Annotated in this window: 23 protein-coding genes; 12 read left to right on the top strand and 11 right to left on the bottom strand. The window is 61.2% G+C overall.

What is annotated here, in order from left to right; all coding sequences use genetic code 11:
- The first annotated feature begins 35 nt into the window (after nt 1–35).
- From IH404_RS25900 to pqqE, 8 genes are all read left to right on the top strand, one after another.
- Nucleotides 36–1718, top strand: a complete 1683-nt coding sequence (locus tag IH404_RS25900) for an NAD(P)/FAD-dependent oxidoreductase (RefSeq protein ID WP_032803990.1) — start codon at nt 36–38, stop codon at nt 1716–1718.
- A gap of 10 nt (nt 1719–1728) precedes the next feature.
- On the top strand, nt 1729–2523 hold the full coding sequence (locus IH404_RS25905; RefSeq protein ID WP_194439407.1) for a carbon-nitrogen hydrolase family protein: 795 nt from the start codon (nt 1729–1731) through the stop codon (nt 2521–2523).
- Nucleotides 2524–2571: 48 nt separating this feature from the next.
- Entirely contained in the window at nt 2572–4947 is a 2376-nt protein-coding gene (gene pqqF / locus IH404_RS25910) for a pyrroloquinoline quinone biosynthesis protein PqqF (protein WP_194439409.1), read from the top strand.
- A gap of 158 nt (nt 4948–5105) precedes the next feature.
- The gene (pqqA, locus tag IH404_RS25915) at nt 5106–5180 is read left to right on the top strand and encodes a pyrroloquinoline quinone precursor peptide PqqA (protein WP_003194766.1); all 75 of its coding nucleotides are present in this window, start codon (nt 5106–5108) and stop codon (nt 5178–5180) included.
- Nucleotides 5181–5251: 71 nt separating this feature from the next.
- Nucleotides 5252–6163, top strand: a complete 912-nt coding sequence (gene pqqB / locus IH404_RS25920; protein WP_005792074.1) for a pyrroloquinoline quinone biosynthesis protein PqqB — start codon at nt 5252–5254, stop codon at nt 6161–6163.
- Between the two features lie 11 nt (nt 6164–6174).
- Nucleotides 6175–6927, top strand: a complete 753-nt coding sequence (pqqC, locus tag IH404_RS25925) for a pyrroloquinoline-quinone synthase PqqC (protein ID WP_194439411.1) — start codon at nt 6175–6177, stop codon at nt 6925–6927.
- Nucleotides 6924–7199: a pyrroloquinoline quinone biosynthesis peptide chaperone PqqD gene (pqqD, locus tag IH404_RS25930; RefSeq protein WP_005792077.1), complete on the top strand. Its 276-nt coding sequence runs from the start codon at nt 6924–6926 to the stop codon at nt 7197–7199. Before pqqC ends, pqqD begins: the two co-directional genes overlap by 4 nt.
- Nucleotides 7171–8322, top strand: a complete 1152-nt coding sequence (pqqE, locus tag IH404_RS25935; protein WP_005792079.1) for a pyrroloquinoline quinone biosynthesis protein PqqE — start codon at nt 7171–7173, stop codon at nt 8320–8322. The genes pqqD and pqqE overlap by 29 nt, the downstream gene beginning before the upstream one ends.
- A gap of 5 nt (nt 8323–8327) precedes the next feature.
- Here the strand turns inward: pqqE and IH404_RS25940 are convergent, their stop codons facing one another.
- Both IH404_RS25940 and IH404_RS25945 read right to left on the bottom strand, forming a co-directional pair.
- Nucleotides 8328–8486 carry a YqaE/Pmp3 family membrane protein gene (locus tag IH404_RS25940; protein ID WP_003194776.1) on the bottom strand — a complete coding sequence of 53 codons (159 nt, stop codon included), beginning with the start codon at nt 8484–8486 and terminating at the stop codon, nt 8328–8330.
- 183 nt (nt 8487–8669) lie between these two features.
- Complete coding sequence (locus IH404_RS25945) at nt 8670–9938, bottom strand: aminotransferase class III-fold pyridoxal phosphate-dependent enzyme (RefSeq protein WP_194439414.1); 1269 nt, start codon at nt 9936–9938, stop codon at nt 8670–8672.
- 209 nt (nt 9939–10147) lie between these two features.
- On the opposite strand from IH404_RS25945, the gene IH404_RS25950 reads away from it, so the two are divergent.
- Nucleotides 10148–11047, top strand: coding sequence for a LysR family transcriptional regulator (locus IH404_RS25950; RefSeq protein WP_005792083.1), 900 nt, complete (start codon nt 10148–10150; stop codon nt 11045–11047).
- A gap of 226 nt (nt 11048–11273) precedes the next feature.
- On the opposite strand, the gene IH404_RS25955 is transcribed toward IH404_RS25950, so the two are convergent.
- The 9 genes from IH404_RS25955 to bioB all read right to left on the bottom strand — a co-directional run bounded on the left by IH404_RS25955 (nt 11274) and on the right by bioB (nt 21670).
- Nucleotides 11274–13052 carry an acyl-CoA dehydrogenase C-terminal domain-containing protein gene (locus IH404_RS25955; protein WP_005792084.1) on the bottom strand — a complete coding sequence of 593 codons (1779 nt, stop codon included), beginning with the start codon at nt 13050–13052 and terminating at the stop codon, nt 11274–11276.
- A 143-nt stretch (nt 13053–13195) separates the two neighbouring features.
- Nucleotides 13196–14485, bottom strand: a complete 1290-nt coding sequence (locus tag IH404_RS25960; protein WP_005792085.1) for a GGDEF domain-containing protein — start codon at nt 14483–14485, stop codon at nt 13196–13198.
- Nucleotides 14486–14704: 219 nt separating this feature from the next.
- Nucleotides 14705–16510, bottom strand: coding sequence for a phenylacyl-CoA dehydrogenase (locus tag IH404_RS25965; RefSeq protein WP_005792086.1), 1806 nt, complete (start codon nt 16508–16510; stop codon nt 14705–14707).
- A gap of 318 nt (nt 16511–16828) precedes the next feature.
- On the bottom strand, nt 16829–17110 hold the full coding sequence (locus IH404_RS25970) for a hypothetical protein (RefSeq protein ID WP_005792087.1): 282 nt from the start codon (nt 17108–17110) through the stop codon (nt 16829–16831).
- A gap of 105 nt (nt 17111–17215) precedes the next feature.
- Entirely contained in the window at nt 17216–17896 is a 681-nt protein-coding gene (gene bioD / locus IH404_RS25975) for a dethiobiotin synthase (protein WP_078822489.1), read from the bottom strand.
- The gene (gene bioC, locus IH404_RS25980) at nt 17893–18705 is read right to left on the bottom strand and encodes a malonyl-ACP O-methyltransferase BioC (RefSeq protein WP_005792089.1); all 813 of its coding nucleotides are present in this window, start codon (nt 18703–18705) and stop codon (nt 17893–17895) included. Before bioC ends, bioD begins: the two co-directional genes overlap by 4 nt.
- Nucleotides 18698–19429, bottom strand: coding sequence for an alpha/beta fold hydrolase (locus tag IH404_RS25985; RefSeq protein WP_005792090.1), 732 nt, complete (start codon nt 19427–19429; stop codon nt 18698–18700). The genes bioC and IH404_RS25985 overlap by 8 nt, the downstream gene beginning before the upstream one ends.
- Complete coding sequence (bioF, locus tag IH404_RS25990) at nt 19422–20603, bottom strand: 8-amino-7-oxononanoate synthase (protein WP_194439416.1); 1182 nt, start codon at nt 20601–20603, stop codon at nt 19422–19424. Before bioF ends, IH404_RS25985 begins: the two co-directional genes overlap by 8 nt.
- 11 nt (nt 20604–20614) lie before the next feature.
- Nucleotides 20615–21670: a biotin synthase BioB gene (bioB, locus tag IH404_RS25995; RefSeq protein WP_005792092.1), complete on the bottom strand. Its 1056-nt coding sequence runs from the start codon at nt 21668–21670 to the stop codon at nt 20615–20617.
- Nucleotides 21671–21762: 92 nt separating this feature from the next.
- Between bioB and IH404_RS26000 the strand changes: the two genes are divergently transcribed.
- From IH404_RS26000 to IH404_RS26010, 3 genes are all read left to right on the top strand, one after another.
- A complete protein-coding gene (locus tag IH404_RS26000; RefSeq protein ID WP_005792093.1) occupies nt 21763–22500 on the top strand; it encodes a ComF family protein in 738 nt (245 codons plus the stop codon).
- Nucleotides 22501–22557: 57 nt separating this feature from the next.
- Nucleotides 22558–23322, top strand: a complete 765-nt coding sequence (locus IH404_RS26005; protein WP_194439418.1) for a TOBE domain-containing protein — start codon at nt 22558–22560, stop codon at nt 23320–23322.
- 70 nt (nt 23323–23392) lie between these two features.
- A complete protein-coding gene (locus tag IH404_RS26010) occupies nt 23393–25291 on the top strand; it encodes a PhoX family phosphatase (RefSeq protein WP_194439420.1) in 1899 nt (632 codons plus the stop codon).
- The last annotated feature ends 113 nt before the right edge of the window (nt 25292–25404 follow it).

The raw sequence follows: 25404 nt of genomic DNA on the forward strand, positions 1-25404 counted from the left end.
CAGTAAGGTCAGCCATGAGCATTCCGTCCAGCACTATCAGCAAGACCAATCGCCACCCAGCAGACGGCAAGAAACCCATCACCATTTTCGGCCCGGATTTCCCGTTCGCATTTGATGACTGGATCGAGCACCCCGCCGGGCTGGGCAGTATTCCCGCCGCCAACCATGGGGCCGAAGTGGCGATCGTGGGCGCCGGTATCGCTGGTTTGGTCGCGGCCTACGAGCTGATGAAGCTGGGGCTCAAGCCAGTGGTGTATGAAGCCTCGAAGATGGGTGGCCGCTTGCGCTCCCAGGCCTTCGAAGGCGCCGAAGGCATCATCGCCGAGCTGGGCGGGATGCGTTTCCCGGTGTCGTCGACGGCGTTCTACCATTACGTAGACAAGTTGGGCCTGGAAACCAAACCCTTTCCCAACCCGCTGACCCCGGCGTCCGGCAGCACTGTGATTGATCTGGAAGGCCAGACCCACTACGCACAAAAACTCTCCGACTTGCCTGCGCTGTTTCAGGAAGTGGCCGATGCCTGGGCCGATGCACTGGAAGCCGGCTCGCAGTTCGGCGATATCCAGCAGGCGATCCGCGACCGTGATGTACCGCGGCTCAAAGAACTGTGGAACAAGCTCGTGCCGCTGTGGGATGACCGTACCTTCTACGACTTCGTCGCAACCTCCAAGGCCTTTGCCAAGTTGTCGTTCCATCACCGCGAGGTGTTTGGCCAGGTCGGCTTCGGCACCGGCGGCTGGGACTCGGACTTCCCCAACTCCATGCTGGAAATCTTCCGCGTGGTGATGACCAACTGCGACGACCATCAACACCTGGTCGTCGGCGGCGTAGCGCAAGTGCCCATGGGCATCTGGCGTCATGTGCCGGAGCGCTGCGCCCATTGGCCGGCCGGCACCAGCCTCAGCTCGCTGCATAGAGGTGCACCACGGGCAGGGGTCAAACGCATTGCTCATGCGGCCGATGGCCGTTTCGCCGTCACTGACAACTACGGTGATACCCGCGAGTACGCCGCGGTGCTGACCACCTGCCAAAGCTGGCTGCTGACCACCCAGATTGAATGCGACGAAACCTTGTTCTCGCAAAAAATGTGGATGGCCCTGGACCGCACGCGCTACATGCAGTCGTCGAAAACCTTCGTGATGGTTGACCGCCCATTCTGGAAAGACAAAGACCCGCAAACCGGCCGCGACCTGATGAGCATGACCCTCACCGACCGCCTGACCCGCGGCACCTATCTGTTCGATAATGGCGACGACAAGCCGGGGGTGATTTGCCTTTCCTACTCGTGGATGAGCGACGCCCTGAAAATGCTACCCCAGCCTATCGACAAGCGGGTGAAGCTGGCCCTGGACGCGTTGAACAAGATCTACCCCAACGTCGATATCAAGGCACGCATCATCGGCGACCCGATCACGGTTTCCTGGGAAGCCGACCCGCACTTCCTCGGGGCTTTCAAAGGTGCACTGCCCGGCCACTATCGCTACAACCAGCGGATGTACGCGCACTTCATGCAGAAAGACATGCCCGCCGAACAACGCGGGATTTTCATCGCCGGTGACGACGTATCGTGGACGCCCGCGTGGGTCGAAGGCGCCGTACAAACCTCGCTCAACGCGGTGTGGGGCATCATGACCCACTTCGGTGGCAGCACCCACCCAGAGAACCCGGGCCCCGGCGATGTGTTCGATGAAATTGGGCCAATCGCCCTGGCCGAGTAAGGAGCTGAACATGCGTGTCGCCCTGTACCAATGCCCGCCGCTGCCGCTGGATGTGGCCGGTAATATCCAGCGCCTGCGCCAACTGGCGCAAGAGGCATCCGACGCCGATGTGCTGGTGCTGCCAGAGATGTTTCTCTCGGGCTATAACATCGGCGCCGAAGCCGTTGGCGCGTTGGCCGAGGCGCGGGATGGGGAGTCTGCCCAAGCCATTGCCGAGATCGCGAAAAACGCCGGGCTGGCCATTCTCTACGGCTATCCGGAGCGGGCTGACGATGGGCAGATCTACAACGCCGTCCAGTTGATCGACGCCGAGGGTCAGCACCTGTGTAACTATCGCAAGACCCACCTGTTTGGCGATCTGGATCACGCCATGTTCAGCGCAGGCGACGATGATTTTCCGGTGGTAGAACTCAACGGCTGGAAGCTGGGGTTTCTGATTTGCTACGACCTGGAGTTTCCGGAGAATACCCGGCGTCTGGCCCTGGCCGGCGCCGAACTGATTCTGGTGCCCACCGCCAACATGGTGCCGTTCGATTTTGTCGCCGACGTCACCGTGCGTTCGCGGGCGTTTGAAAACCAGTGCTTTGTGGCCTATGCCAATTACTGCGGGCACGAAGGCGAGATTCATTACTGCGGGCAAAGCAGCATTGCCGCACCGGATGGCCAACGTATCGCCCAGGCCGGCCTGGACGAAGCCTTGATCGTCGGCACCCTGGATCGCCAGTCAATCCTCAACGCCCGCGCCGCCAACCACTACCTGCAAGACCGCCGCCCCGAACTCTACGGCGCGCTGCACAAGCCCTGACCCCACGGGTTTGCTAGCATAGGCACTTCTCACGCCTCGGAAGTGCCCATGCCTGCGCCGGTTCACCCTCACCCCGTTCATCTGACCCTGGCCAATGGCCTGCGAGTATCCCTGCGCCATGCGCCGCGCTTGAAGCGTTGCGCAGCCGTTCTGCGTGTGGCTGCCGGCAGTCACGATGTGCCATTGGCCTGGCCGGGGCTGGCACACTTTCTTGAGCATTTGCTGTTTCTCGGTACCGAGCGTTTTCCGGCCGGGGAAGGATTGATGGCCTACGTGCAGCGCCTCGGTGGGCAGGTCAATGCCAGTACCCGCGAGCGAACCACCGAGTATTTCTTTGAGCTGCCGGGGTCGGCCTTCGCTGACGGGCTGGCGCGGTTGGCAGACATGGTGACTCATCCACGCCTGACGCTCGACGATCAACGACGTGAACGCGAAGTGCTGCACGCGGAGTTCGTGGCCTGGTCCGAGGACGCCAGGGCACAACACCAAGTTGCGTTGTTGCAAGGTTTAGCGGCCGATCACCCGCTGCGAGGATTCCATGCCGGTAACCGCGACAGCCTGACGGTGGAAAGCGACGATTTTCAGCAAACCTTGCGCGAATTCCATAGGCACTTCTATCAAAGCGGGCAGATGACCTTGAGCCTCGCCGGTCCGCAATCGCTGGCAGACTTGCAAGCCCTTGCCCAGCAGTTCGGTGACGAACTGATTGCCGGCCCCCTGCACCCGCAAACCGCACCACCACCCCTGATGCACGGCCAGGCACGCAGCTATCAATACACCGCCAGCCGGCACCTGCATCAGGTCATCACCTGTAACGCCCCTCGCCAAGCACTGGAGTTTCTCTGCACCTGGCTCAACGCTTCGGCGTCGGGCGGGTTGTTGGCCGAATTGAAAGCTCGCCAACTGGCCAGCGCGCTGCATGCGTCTGTGCTGTACCACTACGCGGACCAGGCGGTACTGGATATCGACGTTACCCTCGATAGCGACCGCCAACCGGCGACGCAGATCGAAGCCTTGTTGTATGACTGGCTGAGCTTTTTCGCACACAGCGACTGGAATCCATTACGTGAAGAGCTTGCCTTGCTCAATGCGCGTCAACAGCAGGTTCAAGGCGCCCTGACATTGGCTCGCGACAACAGCGAAGACCTGTCGGACCAAGGCATTGCAGCCCTCAAGGCCATGCTTGCATCGCTGCATCTGCCCGCGTCTGAACACAGTTGGCAACTCCCACCTGGCAACCCCTTTCTTCGTCCGCCGGCCAAGGAAGAACGCGCCGGTTTGATCCGCGGCCAAACCAGCGCCCATCGGGGCTTGCGTACCTTTGCCCAGGATCGCTTACGGGGCCGGAGGGAGTTATCGGCGCTGACCTTCAGCAACGCACTGGCGGATGACACCGAGGAAGGCGCGCTGTACCTGCATTGGCGGTTTGACGCTGCCGTACCCGCCGGATTGGAAAGCCTGTTGCAGCCATTGCGTGAGCAAGCCCGTCAAGCGGGTGTCGAGTTGTCTTGCGAAACCATTGGCAACGATTGGCGGGTGAACATGCACGGCCTTCACGAACCGATGCCGGCCGTGCTCGAAGCGTTGGCGCGCTGCCTGAGCAGCTCGGATGCACATCTGTCATCTCCGACGCCCCCGCCGATGATCGCCATTCGCGAACTTCTCAAGGCGTTGTCGGCTTGCTGCGTCGGTGTTTCAGCCGACTCCTCGGAGACACCAGCGTCGTGGTCCACCGCTCACTGGCAGGGGCTGGGTGCGGGTTTGCCGGCAGCCTGTGAAGCGGCGATCAAAATCGCAGCCGCCCGCTTGCCAGGGCAGCCGGCCCATATTCAATGCACACCTGAAGTTCTTGAAGGGCAGCGGATCTGGCACCCAGTGAACACTGCATCCAGCGACGCTGCGCTGCTGCTTTTTTGTCCAGTGCCGAGCCAATCTCTCGTCGATGAGGCCAACTGGCGGCTGCTCGGGCATATGCTCCAGGGCCCGTTCTACCAACGTTTGAGAGTTGAGCTGCAAATCGGCTACGCCGTGTTCAGCGGCATCCGACAAGTCGACGGGCAAACCGGCCTGTTGTTTGGCGTGCAATCGCCCAGCCTGTCACTGGGCAGGATCGCCGAACACCTGCAAACCTTCCTGCAACAACTGCCGTCTTTGATCAAACGCAGCGCAGACGTCGGCAATCAGCCTCTTGCGCAGCAATTCACGGCGCAGGCACTCCCCGTCAGCCAAGCCGCCGATTTGCTTTGGCACGCGCAGTTAGCGGGTCATTCGTCGAGTTACCTGGATCAACTTCAACACCTGATCCAAAGCCGCACACGCGAGGACTTGCAGCACGCAGCCCAACAACTCCTTGAAGCAGCAGGCGGCTGGCGCTGCGTGGCTAACGGCCCGCGTATCAGCGATGACTGGCAAGCGGCACAATGATCGTTGCCAACCCTGCAACAGGCTTTTTCCATCGAGACAGCGCTAACTTGAAAAGAATTGCGTAACATTGCGCAGCAATATCTGAACATCTCCAATGGGAGGTGGACTATATGTATTACTTGGTAGTGAACGTCCCATCCCTTGATAGGAGTAAGAATATGACCTGGTCCAAACCTGCTTACACTGATCTGCGTATTGGTTTCGAAGTCACCATGTACTTCGCCAGCCGTTGATTGGCTGAGTAATACAACGCCTCGGTTCGCCCGGGGCGTTTTTGTTTTGAGCTGTGCTTGATGGAGCGATCATGTTTGTCCAGATTCTAGGTTCCGCCGCCGGCGGTGGCTTCCCGCAGTGGAACTGCAACTGCGTGAACTGCGCAGGCTTTCGCGATGGCAGCCTGCGGGCCCAGGCGCGCACCCAGTCGTCCATCGCGATCTCCGACGACGGTGTGAATTGGGTACTGTGCAATGCGTCGCCGGATATCCGCGCGCAACTCCAGGGCTTTGCGCCCATGCAACCCGGGCGCGCCCTGCGCGATACCGGTATCAGCGCAATCATCCTGATGGACAGCCAGATCGACCACACCACTGGCCTGTTGAGCCTGCGTGAAGGCTGCCCGCATCAGGTGTGGTGCACCGACATGGTCCATGAAGACCTGAGCACCGGGTTCCCGCTGTTCACCATGCTGACCCACTGGAACGGCGGCCTGGCCTGGAACCGCATCGAACTGGACGCCAGCTTCACCATCCCGGCCTGCCCCAACCTGCGTTTCACCCCACTGCCGTTGCGCAGCGCCGCGCCGCCCTACTCGCCGCACCGCTTCGACCCGCACCCCGGTGACAACATCGGCCTGATCGTCGAAGACCTGCGCACCGGCGGTAAACTGTTCTACGCCCCGGGCCTGGGCAAGGTCGACGCGCCGCTGCTGGATATCATGGGCGGCAGCGATTGCCTTTTGGTAGACGGCACGATGTGGGATGACGATGAAATGCAGCGCCGTGGCGTCGGCACCCGCACCGGTCGCGAGATGGGCCACCTGGCGCAGAACGGCCCTGGCGGTATGCTCGAAGTGCTGGAGCAACTACCCAAGCAGCGCAAGGTGCTTATCCACATCAACAACACCAATCCGATCCTCGATGAAGATTCCCCCGAGCGAGCCGAGTTGGTGCGGCGCAATGTCGAAGTGGCGTACGACGGCATGAGCATTGAATTGTAGGAGCCACTGAAATGACTGACACACCGCTGACGACCGCCGAGTTCGAAGCAGCCTTGCGGGCCAAGGGCGCCTTCTACCATATCCATCACCCCTACCATTTGGCGATGTATGAAGGCCGCGCTACCCGCGAGCAGATCCAGGGCTGGGTCGCCAATCGCTTCTATTACCAGGTGAACATCCCCCTGAAAGACGCCGCGATCCTGGCCAACTGCCCGGACCGTGAGATCCGCCGCGAGTGGATCCAGCGTTTGCTCGACCACGACGGCGCACCGGGGGAAGACGGCGGTATCGAGGCCTGGCTGCGCCTGGGCCAGGCCGTTGGCCTCGACCCGGACCAGCTGCGCTCCCAGGAACTGGTGCTGCCCGGCGTACGCTTCGCGGTGGACGCCTACGTCAACTTCGCCCGCCGCGCCAGTTGGCAGGAAGCTGCCAGCAGCTCGCTGACCGAGCTGTTCGCGCCGCAGATCCACCAATCGCGCCTCGACAGCTGGCCGCAGCACTACCCGTGGATCGACCCGGCCGGCTACGAATACTTCCGCACCCGCCTGGGCCAGGCTCGTCGCGATGTGGAACATGGCTTGGCGATCACCTTGCAGCACTACACCACCCGCGAGGGTCAGGAGCGCATGCTGGAAATTCTCCAGTTCAAACTGGATATTCTATGGAGCATGCTCGATGCAATGAGCATGGCCTACGAACTCAAACGCCCGCCCTATCACAGCGTGACCGAGCAGCGGGTGTGGCATAAAGGGATCACCCTATGAGCTTTGATCGCAGCAAAATACCGACCTGGCGCCAGGGCTACCGTTACCAGTATGAGCCTGCGCAAAAAGGCCATGTGTTGCTCTATCCGGAAGGCATGATCAAGCTCAACGACAGCGCCGCGTTGATCGGCGGTTTGATCGACGGCGAGCGCGACGTGGCAGCCATCATCGCCGAGCTGGACCAACAATTCCCCGACGTACCGGAGCTCGGTGAAGACATCGAGCAATTCATGGAGGTCGCTCGTGCTGAGCACTGGATCACCCTTGCCTGAAAAACCCGCCATCGGCCTGCCGCTGTGGCTACTGGCCGAGTTGACCTATCGCTGCCCGCTGCAGTGCCCGTACTGCTCCAACCCGCTGGATTTCGCCGAGCAGGGCAAAGAGCTGAGCACCGAGCAATGGATCAAGGTGTTTCGCGAAGCCCGCGAGATGGGTGCCGCACAGCTGGGGTTTTCCGGGGGTGAACCACTGGTGCGACAGGACTTGGCCGAACTGATCGCCGAGGCCCGCAAGCTGGGCTTCTATACCAACCTGATCACCTCCGGTATCGGCCTGACCGAGCAGAAAATCAGCGACTTCAAAAAGGCCGGGCTGGACCATATCCAGATCAGTTTCCAGGCCAGCGACGAACAGGTGAACAACCTGCTGGCAGGCTCGAAAAAAGCCTTCGCGCAAAAACTGGAAATGGCCCGTGCGGTCAAGGCGCACGGCTACCCGATGGTGCTGAACTTCGTCACCCATCGGCACAATATCGACAAGATCGACCGCATCATCGAGCTGTGTATCGCGCTGGAAGCGGATTTTGTCGAACTCGCCACCTGCCAGTTCTACGGCTGGGCGCAGCTTAATCGCGTGGGCTTATTGCCGACCCGAGACCAGTTGGTGCGCGCCGAACGCATCACCAATGAATACCGCGCCAAACTGGAAGCCGAAGGTCATCCGTGCAAGCTGATCTTCGTGACACCGGATTATTATGAAGAGCGTCCGAAAGCCTGCATGAACGGCTGGGGCAGCATCTTTCTGACGGTGACACCGGACGGCACCGCCCTGCCCTGTCACGGCGCGCGGCAGATGCCGGTGCAGTTTCCCAATGTGCGCGACCACAGCATGCAGCACATCTGGTACGACTCGTTTGGTTTCAATCGCTTTCGCGGCTACGACTGGATGCCCGAGCCTTGCCGCTCATGCGATGAAAAGGAAAAGGATTTCGGCGGCTGCCGTTGCCAGGCGTTCATGCTCACCGGTGACGCCAGCAATGCCGACCCTGTATGCAGTAAGTCCGAGCAGCACGGCATCATCCTTCAGGCACGGGAAGAAGCCGAACATGCCACCCAGACCATCGAGCAACTGGCCTTTCGCAATGAGCGCAACTCACGGCTCATTGCAAAAGGCTGAGGGCTTCAACGCTTGGCGATGATGTACACCGCGTGGATGATGCCAGGGAAGTAACCGCACAGGGTCAGCAGGATATTCAGCCAGAATGCACCGCCGAAACCTACTTGCAGGAACACACCCAGTGGCGGCAGCAGAATGGCGATGATGATACGAATAATGTCCATGGGTCAGCTCCAGAAAATCGGCTCGTGTGAGCCGTGTAGCTAATCGACATTGGCGGTTCGTGAGGGTTCAGTGGATTCTGGCACTGCGCCATCCTTTAATCGACAAGCAAAAAAACGCCCCCAGCCAAAAGAATCAGGCTGAGGGCGCCGCGTATACCGCGAGACGGTTCAGGAATTGGACGGTTAAACAGCAATGCCCTTTCGGCATTGCAGTTGCGCGGTGCGCACCCGTGAGAAGGCGCGGGCCAGGCGCAGGAGCATTTCGTCGATGTTGCTTTTGCTCACCGTCAGCGCCGGTGTGAAGCGCAGGCAGTCGGGTTGCGGAGCGCTGAGGATCAGTCCCTCTTGCAGCGCGGCTTTTACCACCGCATCTGCAGAATCATCCGATAAGGTAAGCCCCCACATCAGGCCATTCCCGCGCAATGGGCCATGGCCGTAGCGATAGGCCAGGCGGGCAAGCCCTTCGCCCAGGTGACAGCCCGACACGCGTACATGCTCAAGAAAACCGGGCTCAAGCACGGTATCGGTGACGGCCAACCCAGCCGAGGCCATCAATGCATTGCCATGATGGGTGCCTTCCAGCTCACCCACTTCAAAGCAACAGGCCTTGCCCCGTGCCAGCAGCGCCGCCAACGGCACACCGCCGCCCAGGCCCTTGCCCAGGGTGATGATGTCGGCATGCACGCCGTACTGTTGCTCGGCAAGCAAGGTGCCACAGCGGCCCATGCCGGTTTGCACTTCGTCGAGGATCAGCAGGATCCCCAGTTCGCGGCACAGCCGCTCGACGCCTTTGAGATAGTGTTCGGTCGCCGGGATCACGCCAGCTTCGCACTGGATCGGCTCCAGCAGAATGGCCACCGTCTGGGCATCCACGGCAGCATGCAGGGCGGGAAGATCATTGAAGGGGACGTGACTGAAGCCCGGCAATTGCGGTTCGAAACGGTTTACCAAGGTACCGGCCGAAGCCGCCAGCGTAGCGAAGCCATGTCCATGGCAACCGTTGCTGGCGCTGATAATGCGATAGGCGCCGCCACGGTGCAGTTGCCCCCACTTGCGTGCCAGTTTGATTGCCGCCTCGCAGGCCTCCGCGCCGCTATTGAGCAGGTAAGCCTGGTCGCTGCCGGTATGCTGGCAAAGACGCTCGACGAGATTGAGTTGGGCACGGTTGTGCAGGCCATTGCCGGGATTGATCAGCGCCTGGGTTTGCGCAGCCAGGGCCTTGATCAATACCTGTGGGCTATGGCCCAGGCTGTTGGCGGCATTGCCTTGGCTGAAGTCCAGATAGGCACGCTCATCACTGTCCCACAGCCACGAGCCCTGGCCGCGCACAAACACTTGAGGTGGGCGCGCCACAGTGGGCATCAAATGCTCGGTTGAATGCGTGTCGCGTGGGGCATCCTGGATCAGGTCATCCAGGCTCGGGACGGGGCGGCGGATGTTGAACAGATTCACAACTTACCCCCGTTTGCAACCTGACCTTGGTGGTTACGGCCGGACCATTGCACCTGAGGTTTTTTTGCCTTGCCTATGTAAACGCTATCAACAAAAACGCTGTTCATTGTCCGATCCGGCCCTGTAAGCCCTGCGAATAGGCGCTAGACTAGGCCCCTCGCGGGCCAGCGGCCATTTCGATTTTCCAGCTTTTTCGATAAGTAAGCCTTATGGATTTCAAGCAACTGCGTTATTTCGTCGCGGTGTATGAGGAAGGCCACGTAGGGCGTGCTGCGGAACGTCTTTCGATCTCGCAACCGGCCTTGTCACAGCAGATTCGCCAGCTGGAGCAGAACCTTGATGTAAGTCTGTTCGAACGCAGCAGCAAGCGGCTACTGCCGACCCTGGCGGCGCACACTTTATACAACCACGCGTTGCCACTCATTGATGGCATGCAGCAAGCCGTCGAAGCGCTACGCAACTTCAAGGGCCAGGCCATGCGGACGCTGGCCATCGGTGTGCTGCAAACCGTGCACACCAGCCTGGTGCCGCAAATGCTTGAGCGCGTGCGCAAGGCCCAGCCTCATTTGGTGGTGCAGATTTACGAACTGACGGGGCTTGAGATTGAACGGCGGTTGCTCAACGGCTCCCTCGACATTGGCATCAGCTACCTGCCGCCACGTCAGCCGGGCCTGCACGGTGTGCTGCTGTATGAAGATGAGTTGAAGGTGGTGATTCCCGACGACCATCCGCTGCGCGAATTCAAGAAAGTCTCGCTCAAACAAGCTGCCGAGTTACCGATGCTGCTGTTGGGGGAGGAGTTTCAAGTCAGGCAGATCTGGCAGGGCCAGTTGGCCAACCTGGGGCGGCGCCCGCAGGTGCAAGCGGAGCTCAACACCATGGTGGGAATACTCGACAGCCTGCCCCACACCAAGCTGGCGACGGTGCTACCGGGGCGCTCCCAGGACGAACACAACAGCCAGGCGCTTTTGTGGAAACCCTTGAGCGAACCGAGGGTGCCATTGAAGGTGGGGCTGGTCTGCCGCGATGTGCAACGCCAACAGGCCACCGTCGCATTGCTGCGCACCCTGCTGGAAGACGTGATGAATGCCCCGCAGGCAAGCGCCTGACTTTTTCGCGGGCAAAAGAAAACCCCGCCGAAGCGGGGCTTTGCAGACTGTTTCCCTGACATCCATTTCACTCCGCCGTCCTGGCAGAATCCTACGTGTCCGTGTTGTTGCTTTGCGCTTCCTGCGCGACGTCCATGTGAAGTAGATTATCCGTGGATCCAATTTGGCGATAGAGGACGATTAGCAGCACGTCATGTAAGAGATTGCTTACACGCCCTACAGGCCCTTAAAACAGTGCTTCATCCATCAGGAACAGCGATTCGCTACCGGCTTTTACCGACGCGCTCAACGAATGGATACGCGGCAGCAGACGGGCAAAGTAGAAACGTGCAGTCCCCAATTTGCTGGCGTAGAAAGCCTCCTCGGCCTCTTTGCCCAACGCGGCCTTGGCCATGCGCGCCCACATATAGGCGTAGGCCATGTAGCCGAATGCATGCAAGTACTCCACCGACGCTGCGCCGATTTCATTCGCGTTGCTCTTGGCGCGGTCCAGTACCCAGGCCGTCAATTCATCCAGGTTATCCACCGCTGCGCTGAGTGGCGTGGTGAACTCGGCCAGCTCGGCCCCCGATTCAGCGATGAACTGGCGGATCTCATCGGCGAACAGCGTGTAGAACGCACCGCCGCTGCCGACGATCTTGCGTCCCATCAAATCCAGCGCCTGAATGCCGTTGGTGCCTTCGTAGATCTGGGTGATGCGCACGTCACGCACCAGCTGCTCCTGGCCCCATTCGCGAATGTAGCCATGGCCACCAAACACTTGCTGGCCGAGCACAGTGGTTTCCAGGCCCAGGTCGGTGAGGAACGCCTTGGCCACGGGTGTCAACAACGCCACCAGGTTATCGGCGCGCTCGCGCGCCTGCGCATCGTCGCTGAACTTGGCGATGTCCAACTGCGTCGCCACGTAGGTGGAGAACGCACGACCGCCTTCGTTGGCCGCCTTCATGGTCAGCAGCATACGGCGTACGTCCGGATGCACGATGATCGGGTCTGCCACTTTATCCTTGGCCTGTGCACCCAGCGGGGAGCGGCTTTGCAGGCGGTCGCGGGCGTATTCAATCGCGTTCTGATAGGAGCGCTCGCCGGACGCCAGGCCCTGGATGCCCACCCCCAGACGCTCGTAGTTCATCATGGTGAACATCGCCGCCAAGCCACGGTTAGGCTCACCGACCAGATAACCCACGGCTTCGTCGAAGTTCATCACGCAGGTCGCGGACGCCTGGATCCCCATCTTGTGTTCAATCGAACCGCAGGTCACCGGGTTGCGCGCGCCAAGGCTGCCGTCGGCGTTCACCATGAACTTGGGCACCAGAAACAGCGAGATGCCCTTGGGCCCCGCCGGAGCATCCGGCAGTTTGGCCAGCACCAGATGGATGATGTTCTCGGTCAGGTCGTGCTCGCCACCGGTGATGAAGATCTTGGTGCCGCTGACCGTGTAGGAACCGTCCGCCTGAGGCTCGGCCTTGGTGCGAATCATGCCCAGGTCGGTGCCGGCATGGGCTTCGGTCAAGCACATGGAACCGGCCCACTCACCGGAATACATCTTCGGCAAGTACGCGGCCTTGAGCTCTTCGCTGGCGTGGGTGTTGATCGAGACACAGGCGCCGGAGGTCAACATCGGGTACAGGCCGAATGCCAGGCTCGACGAGTTGATCATTTCTTCAACCTGCGCCGACACCGCCTTGGGCATACCCATGCCGCCATAGGTCGGATCGCCGCCCACACCCACCCAGCCGCCTTCGGCGTAGGTCGCATAAGCCTGGGGGAAACCGTCCGGGGTACGCACCGCGCCGTCGGTCCAATGGCAGCCTTGCTCATCGCCGCCGCGGCTCAAGGGCGCGATGGATTTGGCGGTAACCTTGCCGGCCTCTTCGAGGATCGCCTCAACGGTTTCGGCATCAACGGTGTCTGCCAATGCCGGCAGTTGGGCCCAAGTCTTGGCGACTTCAAAAACTTCGTTGAGGACGAAGCGCATATCACGCAACGGCGCTTTGTAATCAGCCATGGCAAACCTCGTGGGAACATGAAAAGTGATTCGATAGGATCGGTTTTACAGACCACGAGTGTACCCGAACAACTTTTCAGACACATAGGGTCTGCTTGTGACTATCTGGTATTTTTAAGTCACAGTAAATACAGCGCGCTGACTCAACCCACAGCGCTTTGCGTGCGCACCGCACCACGGCGGTTTTGCCCTGCCGCAATCACGCAGTTACGCCCGGCGCCCTTGGCGGCGTACAGCGCCTGGTCGGCGGACTTGAGCACCTCTTCAGGGTTACGCTGCTCGGCCTGACGCTCGGCCACGCCGATGCTGACCGTCACCGACACGCTGGAGGCACCGCTGCCCGCACGCCGTTGACGGCCTTGATGGTCGTCATAAGGACGATCCGGGTTGCGCAACTTGATGGCGTAGCCGGCAATGATCTCGCGAATCTCCTCCAGGTGCGGCATGCATTCATCCAAGGTCTTGCCGGCAAACACCACGGCAAATTCTTCACCGCCATACCGGTAGGCGCGCCCGCCGCCGTTGACCTTGGACAGCTTGCTCGCCACCAGGCGCAGCACCTGGTCGCCCACGTCGTGGCCATGGGTGTCGTTGAAACGTTTGAAGTGATCAACGTCACTCATCGCCAGCACATAGTTGCGCCCCAGCCGTTGCATGCGTTCGTTGAGGGCGCGTCGTCCCGGCAAGCCGGTCAGTTCGTCGCGGAACGCCATTTGATAGGCTTCGTGGGCCACACCGGCAGCAATCATTAACATCACTTGGCTGCACATGATGTTGAGGGTGAACGGCAGGATGAAGGTTTGCGGCAACATCCAGAACAGGCCCAAAAACCCCACCAATTGGGCAGCGTGCAGCGGGCGCGGCTGATACCAATACTGGGCGGCCAGGGTAAGGAAGCCGATCAGGAACATGGGATAGGACAGCTGGATCAGGCTCATCCACGCGCCATGCAGCATCGGCCAGCGAATCTCCGCCAACCAGCCCAGCAAAGCCTGGGGGAAACTTTGCTCCAGGGCCAGCGCCACACTGCCCACCGCCAGCAACACCGCGCAGCGGGCGACGAAATCACGGAACAGATGGGTTTTTTCCTGCCACAGCGCGTAGATGCTGAACAGCAGCGGCAACAGCAGGCAACACAGGTGGAACACCACCGCGGCGTCGTCACGCACGCGACCATTGTCGCGGTAGAAATCGGTCTGGGTATCCAGCAGGAAATAGGCGACGTACACCGTGATCATCAGGAACAGTTCACGCTGGCGCCGATAGACCGCGCAGTAGGCGCCGCCGAGCAGCAGGACCAGGGTCGGCAACACGTTGAAGAGCGAGGTGAAGAAGACGTTGAGGTCCTTGACGTACGCAGCCGAAAGCCCGGCCAGCAACAGCAGCAGCGAAGGTAGGAAATGACTGAAACGTACAGCAGACACGCGTGACAAGGGTAAAACTCCGACCCGCAAAAATAGTGGCACTGTGCCTTTATGCAGCCAGTTAAGCACAACCGGGCTGACACGTATCACATTGCCACTACTGTAACGGCAGCGGGTTGTAATCCCTGAGTGCATTACTGCGGTTTTTTATGCCCACACTCTGTAGAAGGGCAAAAAAAACCGCCGCGTCCCGAGGGAGGCGGCGGTTTCAGAAAGAACCGGTAAGGCTTAGTAAGCCAGGCCGAAGTCTTCTTCTTTCATGTCCATCAGGTTGTTGGCGCCCGACAGCATGGTTGCCACGTGGGTACGGGTACGCGGCAGGATGCGCTGGAAGTAGAAGCGCGCGGTCTGCAACTTGGCGGTGTAGAACGCCTCTTCGCTGGTGCCGGCAGCCAGTTTCTCGGCGGCCAGGCGCGCCATGTCGGCCCAGAAGTACGCCAGGCACGCGTAGCCGGAGTACATCAGGTAATCCACCGAAGCGGCACCGACTTCTTCGCGGTCTTTCATCGCGGCCATGCCGACCTTCATGGTCAACTCGCCCCACTCCTTGTTCAGTGCCGCCAGCGGTGCCACGAACTCTTTAACCGCTTCGTTACCTTCGTTGGCCTGGCAGAACTTGTGCACAATCTTGGTAAAGCCCTTGAGCGCTTCGCCTTGGGTCATCAGCACTTTGCGGCCGAGCAAGTCCAGGGCCTGGATGCCAGTGGTGCCTTCGTACAGCATCGAAATACGGCTGTCGCGCACGTTCTGTTCCATGCCCCACTCGGCGATGAAGCCGTGGCCACCGTAGATCTGCACGCCGTGGTTGGCCGATTCAAAACCGACTTCGGTCATGAACGCCTTGGCGATCGGGGTCATGAATGCCAGCAGGCCATCGGCCTGTTTCTTGGCTTCGTCGTCGGTGCCGTACTTGACGATGTCCACTTGCTTGGCGGTGAAGTACACCATCGCGCGGTTACCTTCGGCGAAGGCTTTCATGGTCAGCAGCATGCGGCGTACGTCTGGGTGCACGATGATCGGGTCAGCGGCTTTTTCCGGTGCTTTAGGGCCGGTCAGGGAGCGCATTTGCAGGCGATCACGCGCATATTTCAGGCCGCCCTGGAAGCCGATTTCGGCGTGGGCCAAGCCTTGCAGGGCGGTGCCCAGGCGAGCGGTGTTCATAAAGGTGAACATGCAGTTCAGGCCTTTGTTCGCCGGGCCGATCAGGAAACCGGTGGCTGCGTCGAAGTTCATCACGCAGGTGGCGTTGCCGTGGATGCCCATCTTGTGTTCCAGGGAACCACAGGTGACCGCGTTGCGCTCGCCCACCGAACCATCGGCGTTGGGCAGGAACTTGGGCACGATAAACAGCGAGATGCCTTTGGTGCCGGCCGGTGCGTCGGGCAGGCGGGCCAGTACGATGTGGACGATGTTGTCGGCCATGTCGTGTTCACCGGCCGAGATGAAGATCTTGGTGCCGGAGACTTTGTAGGAGCCGTCAGCCTGAGGCTCGGCCTTGGTGCGCAGCATGCCCAGGTCGGTACCGCAGTGTGGCTCGGTCAGGCACATGGTGCCGGTCCATTCGCCCGACACCAGTTTGGTCAGGTAAGCGTCTTGCTGCTCGGGGGTGCCGTGCTCGGAAATGGTGTTCATCGCGCCATGGGACAGGCCAGGGTACATGCCCCACGACCAGTTGGCTTCGCCGACCATTTCGCTCACAGCCAGGCCCAGGGACTCCGGCAGGCCTTGGCCACCGTGCTCCACGTCATGGGCCAGGCTCGGCCAGCCGCCTTCGACGAACTGTTTGTAGGCTTCTTTGAAACCGGTAGGGGTCTTAACGCCTGACTCACTCCAGGTACACCCTTCGATGTCGCCCACGCGGTTCAGCGGTGCCAGCACTTGCTCACAGAACTTGGCGCCTTCTTCGAGGATGGCGTCGACCATGTCCGGGGTAGCGTCCTGGCAAGCCGGCAGGCTCTGATAGTGCGCTTCATAACCGAGCAGTTCGTCACGAACGAAGCGAATATCACGCAAGGGGGCCTTGTAGTCAGGCATAGCGATAAACCTCTGCTGATGTATCTGGGATGAACAACCGCGTGGATTTGTTATGGCGGTCAAACAGGTGTTTGAAACATACGTTTACGACCCAGGGTTGTCAAGCGTCGGCCAGATGCCGTTTGTCTTGACGCAGGTCATCGCCAGGCACGGCAAGGCCTGCGGCGGGATGCCACACAGAATTTTCAGGAAAGATGAAGTTTTATGTAGGAGCGAGCTTGCTCGCGAAGGACATCAGCACACCGCGCCAGTTCAGGCGGCACGCGTTATCGTTGGCGTTTTTCGCGAGCAAGCTCGCTCCTACAGGGTGGGACGGGATCAGGCGTAGGTATCGATCAACGTACCGAGCATTTCATCCGAAGCCTTGGCGACTTTTGCCCCCAGCTCGACTTGAAACTTGCCCTGGGCCATTTCCACCATATTGCTCGCCGAGCTTGATGCTTGGGCGCGGTCATTGGCTTGCAGACGATCGCTTTGCGCGGCCGATGGCTGGGCTGTTGCGGCGCTGGCAATCTTGCCGGCCGCCTGGTCGACACGGCTCTGCCCGGTCTGAATACTGCTCAGGCCCGAATAAAACGCGCTGCTTCCAGAGATTTCCATGGCTTAAGCCTGCCTTGAGAGAATCGTGAAGGTGGATTGAAGCAGACATCCCGGCAAAAGGCCCGTCAAAAACACTAATGGCATAATGCCTTGCGATAGCCAAAATCAGTCAAGCAGGTCCAACTCCAGGTACTCCGCCACGGCGGCGGCACCTGCATCCTTGAGCTTCGGCACGCGCCCCAGGCAGGGCGCCGGCAAGCGCTCGGCCAGGGTGGCGAGGTTTTCTTCCAGACGGGAGGTCTTGGGATCGATGATATTCGCCACCCAACCGGCCAGCGGCAAGCCGTCCCGTGCGATCGCTTCGGCGGTCAACAACGCGTGGCTGATGCAGCCCAGGCGCACACCCACCACCAGGATCACCGGCAGTTTGAGCGCGATGGCCAGGTCAGACAGGTTGGCCTGATCGGCCAAGGGCACGCGCCAGCCGCCCGCCCCTTCGATCAAGGTAAAGTCGGCTCCACGGGCCAGAATCTGTTGCATCGGCTTGAGCAACGATTGCACCGTCAACCCCACGCCCGCCTCGCGCGCAGCCAGATGCGGCGCGATAGCCGGCTCGAATGCCACCGGGTTGACCTCGGCATAACTGAGCGGCAATGAGCACTCGGCCAGCAACGCCAGGGCATCGGCATTGCGCAAACCCTGGGCAGTCAACCGGCACCCCGACGCCACCGGCTTCCCGGCGGCCGTGCTTTTGCCCGCGAGCCTGGCAGCATGCAACAGGCCGGCCGCGATAGTGGTCTTGCCCACATCGGTGTCGGTGCCGGTGATGAAGTAAGCGACGCTCATAGCGGTTTCTCCAGTACGGCGTACACCACCTGATACGTGGCGGGCAGGCCCTGAGCCTGACGGAACTGCTCGTATGCGTCTACCAGTGCAACAATCCGCGCGCGCCCCGTCAAGCCGCCGGGGCGGCCGGGGTTGAGGTTATGGGCGCCCAACGCTTTGAGCTCGTGGGTCAGGCTGCGCACATCCGGGTAATGCAGCACATGGGGCTGTCGCGCAAGGCTCACCACCCGCAAGCCGCTGGCCGCACATAACTGCTGATAAGCCTCGAAGGTGCGAAAGCGATTGACGTGCACCAGGCCGTCTACCGCTCGCCAGCTTTCGCGCAGTTCATCCAGGGTACCCACGCACAGGCTTGCGAACGCCAACACACCGCCAGGTTGCAATACGCGCTGAGCTTCGCTGAGCACTGCATCGAAGTTGGCACACCATTGCACAGCGAGGCTGGAGAAGAGCAGCTCGAAGCTGTCAGCCTTCAGCGGCAAGCGTTCAGCATCGCCAGCCATGAAATGCGCGGCGCCGCCCAACGGACGCGCGTGGTTGAGCATGCCTTCGGCGATATCCAGCGCCACGCCCTCGCTCCCGGGCAAACGCTCACCCAGCACTCGACTGAAATACCCTGTGCCGCAACCCATATCCAGCCAGCGGTGTGGCGAAAGCTCGCTGGGCAAACGGCGGAGCAATTCATGCCCGACCGCGCGCTGCAACTCGGCCACGCTGTCGTAGCTGGCCGCTGCACGGGAGAACGAGGCAGCAACCTGGCGCTTGTCCGGCAAGGCACCCGGCAGACAAGGGTGGGATAAGTCAGTCATCAACACACTCATGCAAAAAAGCCTGGATGGCCCCCGCTACACCGTGGGGGTCTTCCAGAAGAAACGCGTGACCGGCCTGCTCAATCAGGCCGACTTCTACATCCGGGAGCAACGCCAGCAGGTCACTGGCGGCTTCGGCAGGCACCAGCCCATCCAGGCCGGCAAACAGATGCAACTGCGGCCCGCGAAATGCCTGCAAGGCCGCCCGGGTATCCAGTTGGGCCAGCAGCTCCAGGCCGGGCATCAATACGCTGGGGGCGGTATGCGGCGCACCGCTGACCAGCAAACGCGAGAGCCCGCGAGGCTCCTGCGCGCCCTTGGCACACAACAGGCCGAAGCGCTTGAGGGTGACCTGAGAGTCGGCGTGGCAGCCCGCCAGAAACGCATCGAAGGTCTCGGCGGGCATCCCGTGGGGCCAACCATCATGGGCGACGAAACACGGGTTGCTCGCCAGGGTCAGCAAACCGCAGCAACGCTCACCACGGCGCGCCGCCAACTCTGAAGCGAGCATCCCACCCAGCGACCAGCCCCCGAGCCAGACATCGTCCGGCAGCGTCGCATCGAGCTCGTCAAGCCACTCATCCAGATCGCTGGAGTCCAGCGCCGGCAAGGGTTCGATCTGTACCCGCAGGTGCTCGTTGAGGCCCTGCAGTGCCGCGGCCAACGGTTCCAGCGGCGACACACCGAGCCCCCAACCGGGCAGCAGTATCAGGCGATCACGCATGGTCGGGCTCCGCTGCGTTCAACAACCGGAAACATTGCTCTAATCCGTTTAACAATAGCTGCACCTGCGCTTCGCTGTGCGCGGCCGTCAATGTCACGCGCAACCTTGCACTGCCGGCCGGAACAGTCGGAGGGCGGATTGCAGTCACCATCAGCCCACGCTCGCGCAGCATCTGTGACAGCTGCAACGCCCGGGCGCTGTCGCCGATCAGGATCGGCTGGATCGGCGTAAAGCTGTCCATCAATGCCAGGCCCAACTGCTCGGCACCGCGACGGAACTGGCGGATCAACCCATTGAGGTGCTCACGCCGCCAGTGTTCGCTGCGCAGCAACTCCAGGCTTTTGAGGGTGGCGCAGGCCAGTGCCGGTGGCTGGCTGGTGGTGTAGATATACGGCCGGGCAAACTGGATCAGGCTTTCGATCAAGTCTTCACTGCCTGCCACAAATGCCCCGGCGGTGCCGAAGGCTTTGCCCAAGGTGCCAACCAGCACCGGTACATCGTCCTGGCTCAAGCCAAAATGTTCGACGATGCCGCCGCCATGGGCGCCCAGCGGGCCAAAACCATGGGCATCATCCACCATCAGCCAGGCACCTTTGGCCCTGGCTTCCCGGGCCAGCGCTGGCAGGTCGGCCAGGTCGCCGTCCATGCTGAACACACCATCGGTGACCACCAGCGTACTGCCGGTGGCCTTTTCCAGGCGCTTGGCCAGGCTGTCCGCGTCGTTATGCAGGTAGCGGTTGAATCGCGCCCCGGACAATAAGCCGGCATCCAGCAACGAAGCATGGTTGAGGCGATCTTCCAGCACCGTATCGCCCTGCCCCACCAGCGCCGTGACCGCGCCCAGGTTGGCCATATAGCCGGTGGTAAACAGCAACGCACGCGGGCGCCCGGTCAAGTCAGCCAGGGCTTCTTCCAACTCATGGTGCGGCGTGACGTGGCCCACCACCAAATGCGAAGCGCCGCCACCCACGCCCCAGCGGGCCGCACCGGCGCGCCAGGCTTCGATCACCTGCGGGTGATTGGCCAGGCCCAGGTAATCGTTATTGCAGAACGCCAGCAATGGCTGGCCATCCACCACCACTTCAGGGCCTTGGGGGCTCTGAAGCAACGGGCGTTGACGGTAAAGATGTTCGGCACGGCGGGCCGCGAGGCGCGCGGCGAGATCAAAAGACATGCTGGCCTCGATCAAACAGCGGCGTTATAGAACTGCTCGCTGCTCTTTTGCTCCACCAGCGCCTGCTCGATCGCCGCCTGATGCACTTCATCGGCGTGCTCTTCACGAGCTTCGGGCAGGATGCCCAGGCGTGCGAACAGCTGCATGTCCTTGTCAGCCTGAGGGTTGGCGGTGGTCAGCAATTTATCGCCGTAGAAGATCGAGTTGGCGCCGGCAAAAAACGCCAGGGCCTGCATCTGCTCGTTCATGGCTTCGCGGCCAGCGGACAGGCGCACGTGGGATTGCGGCATCAGGATGCGCGCCACCGCCAGCATACGGATGAAGTCGAAGGGGTCGATGTCCTCGGCGTTCTCCAACGGCGTACCAGCCACCTTCACGAGCATGTTGATCGGCACCGACTCCGGATGCTCTGGCAGGTTGGCCAGTTGGATCAGCAGGTTGGCACGGTCGTCGAGGGACTCGCCCATGCCGAGGATGCCGCCCGAGCAGATCTTCATCCCCGAATCACGCACGTAGGCCAGGGTTTGCAAGCGCTCGCTGTAGGTACGGGTGGTGATGATCGAGCCGTAGAACTCTGGCGATGTGTCGAGGTTATGGTTGTAGTAATCCAGGCCGGCCTGGGCCAGCGCTTCGGTCTGGTCCTGATCGAGACGGCCCAGGGTCATGCAGGTTTCCAGGCCCATGGCCTTTACGCCTTTGACCATCTCCAGCACGTAGGGCATGTCTTTGGCCGACGGGTGTTTCCACGCCGCGCCCATGCAAAAGCGCGTCGAGCCGATGGCCTTGGCGCGGGCGGCCTCTTCGAGGACCTTCTGCACCTCCATCAGCTTCTCTTTTTCCAGGCCGGTGTTGTAGTGGCCCGACTGCGGACAATATTTGCAATCTTCCGGGCAGGCGCCGGTCTTGATCGACAGCAGGGTCGATACCTGCACGCGGTTGGCGTCGAAATGCGCGCGGTGCACGGTCTGCGCCTGGAACAACAGGTCATTGAACGGCTGCACGAACAGGGCTTTGACTTCGGCCAAAGACCAGTCGTGACGCAGGGTGGCAGAGGTGCTGGCGCTCATGGGCGATTCCTTGATTATGCTTTGGCTAACGCTGCGGGAAGGGCAATACCCACAGGCACGACACGGATGCTCGGCATATTTAAGGAAGATTCATGCACTGTCAACCTGAGTACAAACACGAAGTTTACATCTGGTTAAAAAACAAACAAACCTGTCTGATCTGTGACGAATTCACAGACTCCGCCGATAACGTATGCAATATCTGCGAAACAGAACTGCCATGGCTGCTTGAGCACTGTGAGCAGTGCGCCTTGCCTTTGCCGATGGACGGGTTGATCTGCGGCCAGTGCCAAAAACACCCTCCGGCCTTTAACCAGGTGATCGCACCCTGGACCTACAGTTTCCCCATCGACACCCTGGTCAGCCGCTTCAAGCATCAGGCGCGCTGGCCGCTGGGCCACATGCTGGCGCGCCTGCTGGGGCAGCACCTGCAACACCGCTTCGATAACGCCGAACTCAACCGCCCCGACTATCTACTGCCGGTCCCCATGGCCCGCAAACGCCTGCGCCAACGCGGCTTTAACCAGGCGCAGATGGTGGCTCGCTGGCTCAGTAGCGCGCTCGACATTCCCCTCAATGAGCACGCGCTGCTGCGCCCGCTTGAAACCGTGGCGCAGCAAGACCTCGACGCCAAGACGCGTAAGCGTAACCTGCTCAACGCCTTTGCCCTGGCGCCCGGCGCTCAAGTCGCAGGGCAACACCTGGCGCTGGTGGACGATGTACTCACCACCGGCGCTACCGCCCACAGCCTGGCGCGGTTATTGATGGGCGCCGGCGCACGCCAGGTCGATGTCTATTGCCTGGCCCGCACCCCCAAGCCCGGCCCCTGACTTGACTCCCCTGCTTCAGAGCGGCAACGTCGGCTTATCTCATCCAAGCGTATGCCCATGTCTCTGCCCAGCCCACTCAGCCAGCACATCATCCGTCGCCCCCAACGCATTGCCTTGCTGGGGCATATCGCCGAGCAGGGCTCCATCACCCGCGCCGCCAAAAGTGCGGGGTTGAGTTACAAGGCCGCCTGGGACGCCATCGATGAACTGAACAACCTGGCGCAAAAACCGCTGGTGGAACGCAGCGTCGGGGGCAAAGGCGGTGGCGGCGCCAAGCTGACGCAAGAAGGTGAACGAGTGCTGCGCCTTTATCAGCGCCTGCAAGTGCTGCAGGCCGAGCTGCTCGGTTCGGACGAAGCGGCCAGTGACTTCAACCTGCTCGGCCGCTTGATGCTGCGCACCAGTGCGCGCAACCAATTGCACGGCCAGGTCATCGCCATCGACAGCCAGGGCCGCAACGACAGGATTCGCCTGCAACTGGCCGGCGACCTGTACCTCGACGCCCAGATTACCCACGACAGCACCCAACGACTGGAGCTGCAGGCCGGCGTGGAAGTGGTCGCCCTGATCAAAGCGGGATGGCTGGAATTGCGGGCGATCGGGCACCCAGAAACACCTGGACACAATTGCATGAGCGGTGTGATCGAGACGATTCTAGATGCTCAGGACGGCCCCAGCGAGGTGCGTATCGCCTTGCCCAACGGCCAGGTGTTATGCGCGCTGGCACCGCCCGCTGCACTCCTGGTACTCAACGCTGCCGAGGGCCAGCCGATCCAGGTGCAATTCGCACCCAGCAATGTGCTGCTCGGGACCCCGGTATAACGTCTTCAGGCTGCAACAATTTGGTCACAGTCGCTCCTTAAGGTATCTGCAAAAATCGCGGGAGCCTGAGATGAGCCTATTAGAAGAAAACCAAGCCACTGACCTTGAACAAATGGTCGGCCTGACCCGCCGTCGCTTTATCGGCGCGGGCGCCCTGTGCGGCGCCGCGATGTTCCTCGGCGGTAACCTGCTGAGCCGCAGCGCCCTGGCGGTGAATGCTGCCTCCGCCAGCCCGCTGCTGGGTTTTACCAGCATCGCCGCCGCCACCAGCGACACCATCACCCTGCCCCCTGGCTACAGCGCTTCTGTGCTGATCAGTTGGGGCCAGCCGCTGCACAAGAACGCCCCGGCTTTCGACCCGTCGGGCAATGGCACAGCCAAGGCCCAGGAACAGCAATTTGGCGACAACAACGACGGCATGAGCCTGTTTCCGTTCCCGGGCGACGACAACCGTGCCTTGATGGCGATCAACAACGAATACACCAACTACCGCTACCTCTACGCCCACGGCGGCGCGCCGCAATCGGCCGAGGAGGTACGCAAGGCCCTGGCCAGCGAGGGCGTTTCGGTGATCGAAGTACGGCGCAAGGGCGACACCTGGCAGTTCGTCCAGGACTCACGCTACAACCGGCGCATCCATGGCAATTCACCGATCCGCGTGAGCGGCCCCGCTGCCGGCCATGACTGGTTGAAAACCGCTGCCGACAAAACCGGCAAGAAAGTCCTTGGTACTTTTCAGAACTGCGCCAACGGCAAGACACCGTGGGGCACCTACCTGACCTGCGAAGAGAACTTCACCGACTGCTTCGGCAGCAGCAACCCGCAGCAAGCGTTCGACGCCGGGCAGAAACGCTACGGCGTAGTGGCCGCCAGCAAAGACATCAACTGGCACCCGCACGACCCACGCTTCGACATGGCCAAGAACCCCAACGAACTCAACCGCCATGGCTGGGTGGTGGAAATCGACCCGTTCGATCCGCAATCCACTCCGGTCAAGCGCACGGCCCTGGGCCGCTTCAAACATGAAAACGCGGCGCTGGCCGAAACGCGCGACGGCCGCGCTGTGGTGTACATGGGCGACGACGAACGCGGCGAGTTCATCTACAAGTTCGTCAGCCGCGATCAGATCAACCACAGCAATCCGAAAGCCAACAAAGACCTGCTCGACCACGGCACCTTGTACGTGGCCATCTTCGATGCGGGCGACGGTAACGCCGACCATCCCAAGGGCAAGGGCCAATGGGTTGAACTCAGCCATGGCAAAAACGGCATCGACGCCGGCAGCGGTTTCGCCAACCAGGCCGAGGTGCTGATCCATGCGCGCCTGGCCGCCAGCGTAGTGAAGGCCACGCGCATGGACCGCCCGGAATGGATCGTCGTCAGCCCCACCGACGGCCAGGTCTATTGCACCCTGACCAACAACGCCAAGCGCGGCGAAGACGGCCAGCCGGTGGGCGGCCCCAACCCGCGAGAGAAAAACGTCTACGGCCAGATCCTGCGCTGGAAAGCCGACGCCGATAACCACGGCGCCACAGACTTTACCTGGGACCTGTTCGTAGTGGCCGGTAACCCGGGTGTGCACGGTGGTACACCGAAGGGCGGCTCGTCCAATATCAACCCACAGAACATGTTCAACAGCCCCGATGGCCTGGGCTTCGACAAGGCCGGGCGCCTGTGGATCCTCACCGACGGCGACTACAGCAACGCGGGCGACTTTGCCGGCATGGGCAACAACCAGATGCTGTGTGCCGACCCGAGCACCGGGGAAATCCGCCGTTTCATGGTCGGGCCGGTGGCGTGTGAGGTCACCGGGATCAGTTTTGCGCCGGATCAGAAGACGCTGTTCGTGGGCATTCAGCATCCAGGCGAAACCGGGGGGTCAACCTGGCCTGAGCATCTGCCCAATGGCAAGCCACGTTCGTCGGTGATGGCGATTCGGCGGGATGATGGTGGGATTGTCGGCGCCTGACAGGGCCTCATCGGGGGCAAGCCCCCTCCCACACTTGAATGTATTCGCAAATCAAAATTGTGGGAGGGGGCTTGCTCCCGATAGCAGTTGCACAGCCACCACCTATCCCTGCC

This window comes from Pseudomonas sp. OST1909, from assembly GCF_015277575.1.
GTDB classification, from domain to species: Bacteria; Pseudomonadota; Gammaproteobacteria; order Pseudomonadales; family Pseudomonadaceae; genus Aquipseudomonas; species Aquipseudomonas synxantha_A.

What these genes read in the sequence shown, in the direction of transcription:
- IH404_RS25905 (WP_194439407.1), top strand. Translation starts at nt 1,729, where the DNA reads ATGCGTGTCGCCCTGTACCAATGCCCGCCGCTGCCGCTGGATGTGGCC.
- pqqF (WP_194439409.1), top strand. Translation starts at nt 2,572, where the DNA reads ATGCCTGCGCCGGTTCACCCTCACCCCGTTCATCTGACCCTGGCCAAT.
- pqqB (WP_005792074.1), top strand. Translation starts at nt 5,252, where the DNA reads ATGTTTGTCCAGATTCTAGGTTCCGCCGCCGGCGGTGGCTTCCCGCAG.
- pqqC (WP_194439411.1), top strand. Translation starts at nt 6,175, where the DNA reads ATGACTGACACACCGCTGACGACCGCCGAGTTCGAAGCAGCCTTGCGG.
- pqqD (WP_005792077.1), top strand. Translation starts at nt 6,924, where the DNA reads ATGAGCTTTGATCGCAGCAAAATACCGACCTGGCGCCAGGGCTACCGT.
- IH404_RS25940 (WP_003194776.1), bottom strand. Translation starts at nt 8,486, where the DNA reads ATGGACATTATTCGTATCATCATCGCCATTCTGCTGCCGCCACTGGGT.
- IH404_RS25950 (WP_005792083.1), top strand. Translation starts at nt 10,148, where the DNA reads ATGGATTTCAAGCAACTGCGTTATTTCGTCGCGGTGTATGAGGAAGGC.
- IH404_RS25955 (WP_005792084.1), bottom strand. Translation starts at nt 13,052, where the DNA reads ATGGCTGATTACAAAGCGCCGTTGCGTGATATGCGCTTCGTCCTCAAC.
- IH404_RS25965 (WP_005792086.1), bottom strand. Translation starts at nt 16,510, where the DNA reads ATGCCTGACTACAAGGCCCCCTTGCGTGATATTCGCTTCGTTCGTGAC.
- IH404_RS25970 (WP_005792087.1), bottom strand. Translation starts at nt 17,110, where the DNA reads ATGGAAATCTCTGGAAGCAGCGCGTTTTATTCGGGCCTGAGCAGTATT.
- bioD (WP_078822489.1), bottom strand. Translation starts at nt 17,896, where the DNA reads ATGAGCGTCGCTTACTTCATCACCGGCACCGACACCGATGTGGGCAAG.
- bioC (WP_005792089.1), bottom strand. Translation starts at nt 18,705, where the DNA reads ATGACTGACTTATCCCACCCTTGTCTGCCGGGTGCCTTGCCGGACAAG.
- IH404_RS25985 (WP_005792090.1), bottom strand. Translation starts at nt 19,429, where the DNA reads ATGCGTGATCGCCTGATACTGCTGCCCGGTTGGGGGCTCGGTGTGTCG.
- bioF (WP_194439416.1), bottom strand. Translation starts at nt 20,603, where the DNA reads ATGTCTTTTGATCTCGCCGCGCGCCTCGCGGCCCGCCGTGCCGAACAT.
- bioB (WP_005792092.1), bottom strand. Translation starts at nt 21,670, where the DNA reads ATGAGCGCCAGCACCTCTGCCACCCTGCGTCACGACTGGTCTTTGGCC.
- IH404_RS26000 (WP_005792093.1), top strand. Translation starts at nt 21,763, where the DNA reads ATGCACTGTCAACCTGAGTACAAACACGAAGTTTACATCTGGTTAAAA.
- IH404_RS26005 (WP_194439418.1), top strand. Translation starts at nt 22,558, where the DNA reads ATGTCTCTGCCCAGCCCACTCAGCCAGCACATCATCCGTCGCCCCCAA.
- IH404_RS26010 (WP_194439420.1), top strand. Translation starts at nt 23,393, where the DNA reads ATGAGCCTATTAGAAGAAAACCAAGCCACTGACCTTGAACAAATGGTC.